At 58.4% G+C, this 4074-nt stretch carries 2 protein-coding genes and 1 tRNA gene; all 3 read right to left on the reverse strand.

The window, feature by feature from the left end; all coding sequences use genetic code 11:
- Positions 1-474: 474 nt before the first annotated feature.
- Positions 475-551 (reverse strand) — tRNA-Pro (locus tag M3P21_RS22125).
- Between the two features lie 161 nt (positions 552-712).
- A complete protein-coding gene (locus M3P21_RS22130; RefSeq protein WP_249713677.1) occupies positions 713-1762 on the reverse strand; it encodes a TAXI family TRAP transporter solute-binding subunit in 1050 nt (349 codons plus the stop codon).
- A gap of 30 nt (positions 1763-1792) precedes the next feature.
- On the reverse strand, positions 1793-3703 hold the full coding sequence (locus M3P21_RS22135; protein WP_249713678.1) for a coiled-coil domain-containing protein: 1911 nt from the start codon (positions 3701-3703) through the stop codon (positions 1793-1795).
- Between the last annotated feature and the right edge of the window lie 371 nt (positions 3704-4074).

Below are 4074 nucleotides of genomic sequence, written 5' to 3' on the forward strand. Positions count from 1 at the left end.
TCGAATTTGGGTACTTGCTTCGCCAGCGGCGGGCCCAATGTGGCCTGGGCTTGAAGCATTAATGCAAATCTAAACCACCCGCCCGAGCCTGCCATCGATTGAGACCTGCTTTGGACAACTCTGTACCCTTACTTGCGCAATCAATAAATACATCACGATTGACTGGTCGGAGTTACTACTCGAATTGACTGGCCAACACCCTGCCTATCCTTGGTTATCGAACCATTGGAACAAACACCGTTTTTTGGGCAACGCATCGCGATGACGAATGCACTGAAGAAATTAGCGAAGAAAGAGGTGACTCAGAATCATCTGATTTCCCGCAAACGACCTCACTTTCGTTTCACTTTTTTGAGCTGTTCCCGCGGTTCCCCGCGTTCGCCCTCGAATGCGAACCGATCTATTCAGTCCACTATGAATCTTTCCCAAGCGTTTGTAGTCACACAGAACTATCGGAAATCCTGAGATTTCAAGTGGTCGGGGCGGCGAGATTCGAACTCACGACCCCCTGTACCCAAAACAGGTGCGCTACCAGACTGCGCCACGCCCCGGACCGTGCGCCTACCTAGCGATGCGAAACGGGTTTGAAAAGCCCTAATGTCCCCGTTTTTGCCACGCCATCGTTTTATTCGATCAGCAGCCCCCACCGAGCAACGCCCGATCCCGCCGGCAACCGGTTTGCCGAGTTACTGGCGGGACGCCTGCAAGGATGTCAGCAGCCAATCGCCGCGCAGATACGTTCACGATAGGCTGCGTTTGCAGGGCTGTCGGGAAGGGATGCCGCAGGCTCCTGACGGCAATTGGGCACATAGTTCACGTCAAGTCCCCGGTTGACACATGACCCGATATCCCATCCGGGCGGCAGGTCGTTCAGGTCAACCTGCCCCCATTTGGGGTGTCCGATCTGCTGCAGCGCCGAAAACTGGTTCAGGATCAGGTTCGACACATCCGCAACCGCATCGCAGCTGAGCCGGTGATAATTGTTTCGGCGCCTTTCGTACTCATATGTCATCAACACCGCCTTCACGGCGACGGTATCAAGCGGATCGGATATGAAATCATACGTGCCTGCGGGTATCTGCACCGGCGTGTAGACCGCCTGCAGTACCGGATCGACAATCGGCAGCAGATGGAATTTCGATGCATCCAGGCCCGAATCTGCAAACAAACTGGCTGGCGCTCCGGCAACGTAGAAGAATGCATCGATCTCGCCGTTTTTCAGGCGCGCCATCGATTCATCCGGTCCGATCGTCAGAGTCTCTCCGGCTTCGACACCGACCAGATCCAGCAGCAGCGATGCGGTCAGGAACGTGCCGCTATCGGCAACACCCACGGCAACGCGCTTGCCGTTCAGGTCTGCAACCGAACCAAGGTCTTTGGAGGCCAGAATATGGACCTCTTCGTTATAGAGCGGGAAGGCGATCCTGACACCGGCAATCGCCCGGGCAATGTCGGGGTCGTTGGCGGAATAAGTCTTGAGATATTCAAGAACGTCGCTTTGCACGATCCCGAACTGCGTTGCCCGGCGCCTGCGCACGCCCAGAAAGTTCTCCAGAGAACCGGCGCTTTCATTGACGATCAATGTCTGCCCGCAACCGGCCATCAGATTCGAGATGTCACGACCGATCTGAATATAAGTGCCGGTCGGGCCACCGGTCAGAATGTTTTTCTCGAATTCCTGCGCTTCGATACTGTTGGGACCGAAGCACATGACCAGAACAGCCCCCAAAAGCTGCAGCGATCGTTTTGCAAAGTTCTTCATTTTTCTTCCTGTCCCCTGATTTCGGATTTCTCAGCAACGGCCCAGATCGCGGACCAATGAGGCGAGGGTCTGGCGGTTGATCGTGTTGAAAACGGCATTCAACGCGTCATGTGTGCAGACACCTTCCGTCAAAAGCTCCTGCAATTCAGCACGTCGTTCCACGGAAACCCCGCTCAACCCCGGCGCTGTCGCAATCGCGCGCCTGACCTGCGCCGACGGCAACGGGGCTGCCCGGCGCTGCGTCGGTCTGGTTGCGGTTTGGGCCGGTTCCGCCTGGATCGGTGCTTGAGCGGGCTGCGATCCCGCCTTCAACGCGTCGACAGCGGCTTGTGTCTTTTGCCGTTCAGCCCGCAGAGAACTGAGTTGAGACCTGAGATCTGCCGTGTTTGTCTCCAACGCGGCGAGTTCGGCAAGGGTGGTCTGGATTTCAGCTTTCTTGGCCTCCCGCTGCGCCGCGATCGCATCGCGGTTCGCTGCTGCAACCTGCGCCTGCTGTTCCGCCGCCGCACGTGTCTCCTCGGCCTGAGCGACCTGCGCTTCCAGATCGCTTTGGGTCTGGCGCAGGCGGTCAACCTCGGCGCTCAATGAAGCCAGTTCGGTCTTGGCCGTTTCGGTCTGCGCCACGACCGTATCTTTCTCGGTCAGCGCAGATTGAATGTCAGCCTGCACCACCGCCGCCTCTTGTGCCTGCCGTTCCGCCGCGACGCGCACCTCTTCGGCTTTTGCGACCTGTGCGTCCAGATCGCTTCGGGTTTGGCGCAGGCGGTCAACCTCAGCGCTCAGCGCGGCCAGTTCGGTCTTGGCTGTTTCGGCCTGCGCCACCAGCTTGTCCTTTTCGGTCAGCGCCGATTGAACGTCGGCTTCTGCCGCCACCTGCTGCGCGGCAACCGTTTCGGTCGCCACCGCCGCCTCTTTCATCTGCTGTTCTGCAGCCGCCCGCGCCTCCTCGATCTTTGCGACCTGCGCTTCCAGATCGCTTCGGGTCTGGTGCAGGCGGTCAACCTCGGCGCTTAGCGAGGCCAGTTCGGCCTTGGCCGTTTCGGCCTGCGCCAGAGCCGTGTCTTTCTCGGTCAGCACAGATTGAATGTCAGCCTGCGCCACCGCCGCCTCCTGCGCCTGCTGTTCCGCCGCCTCATGTGCCTCTTCGGCCTTTGCGACCTGAGTCTCCAGATCGCTTTGGATCTGGCGCAGGCTGTCAACCTCAGCGCTTAGCGCGGCCAGTTCGGCCTTGGCTGTTTCGGCCTGCGCCAGGGCCGTGTCTTTCTCGGTCAGCGCGGTTTGAATGTCGGCTTCTGCCGCCACCTGCTGCGCGGCAACCGTTTCGGTCGCCACCACCGCCTCTTTCATCTGCTGTTCTGCAGCCGCCCGCGCCTCCTCGATCTTTGCGACCTGCGCTTCCAGATCGCTTCGGGTCTGGCGCAGGCGGTCAACCTCTGCACTTAGCGAGGCCAGTTCGGCCTTGGCCGTTTCGGCCTGCGCCAGGGCCGTGTCTTTCTCGGTCAGCACAGATTGAATGTCGGCCTCTGCCGCCGCCTGCTGCGTGGCAACTGTTTCGTCCGCCACTGCCGCCTGCTGTTCCGCCGCGACTCGTGCCTCTTCGGCCTTGGCGACCTGCGCTTCCAACTCACTTCGGGTCTGGTGCAAGCGCTCAATCTCAGCGCTCAGCGAGGTCAGTTCCACCATTGCCGATTCCACCCCTTCAGAAAGAGCTTCATCGCCCGAGGGCATTTCCGAACGCTCCGGCTTGATGGCGTCCTGTGATCCCATCAGATCCTGCCGCAGCGCCAGCTTCTCGGAGCGCAGACTTTGAAGCTCTGCAAAGGCTGCGTCTATGCGGTCATGGAATTCTGCCTCGGTATTTCGAAGATCATCAATATTTTCGTAAAGCCTGCCGACTTCTGCCAGTGCCGTCTTGAGTTGCGAGCGGGTTGCTTCCAGCATGTTCTCCGCCATTCTGGCGTCGTCTTCGAGCCCTGCAATGATGTTTTGAAACGACGCCACTTCGTGCGAAAGCGGATCAGTTCTGTCTGCACTATCCAACGGCGCGACCTCGCCACCCGAGCCCTGCGCCATTATTGGCTGTGTCCAACCAAACAGAAAAACAAAGGGGGCCAACGCGACACCGCGGAGAAGCAACGACATCAATACCCAAACCTTAGAACAAAAAACCAAACAATAATATTATCCTAGCATTAATGTCGCTCAAAAAAAAGAATGGAATGAGGACGGGGCATGAACATTATATGATCACAACGCATCAGTCGGGCCTTGGCTACCTATTGGACCGTTTACAGGCCTACCTAGGTCATGTC

The organism is Ruegeria spongiae (assembly GCF_023502395.1).
Lineage (GTDB): Bacteria > Pseudomonadota > Alphaproteobacteria > Rhodobacterales > Rhodobacteraceae > Ruegeria_C > Ruegeria_C spongiae.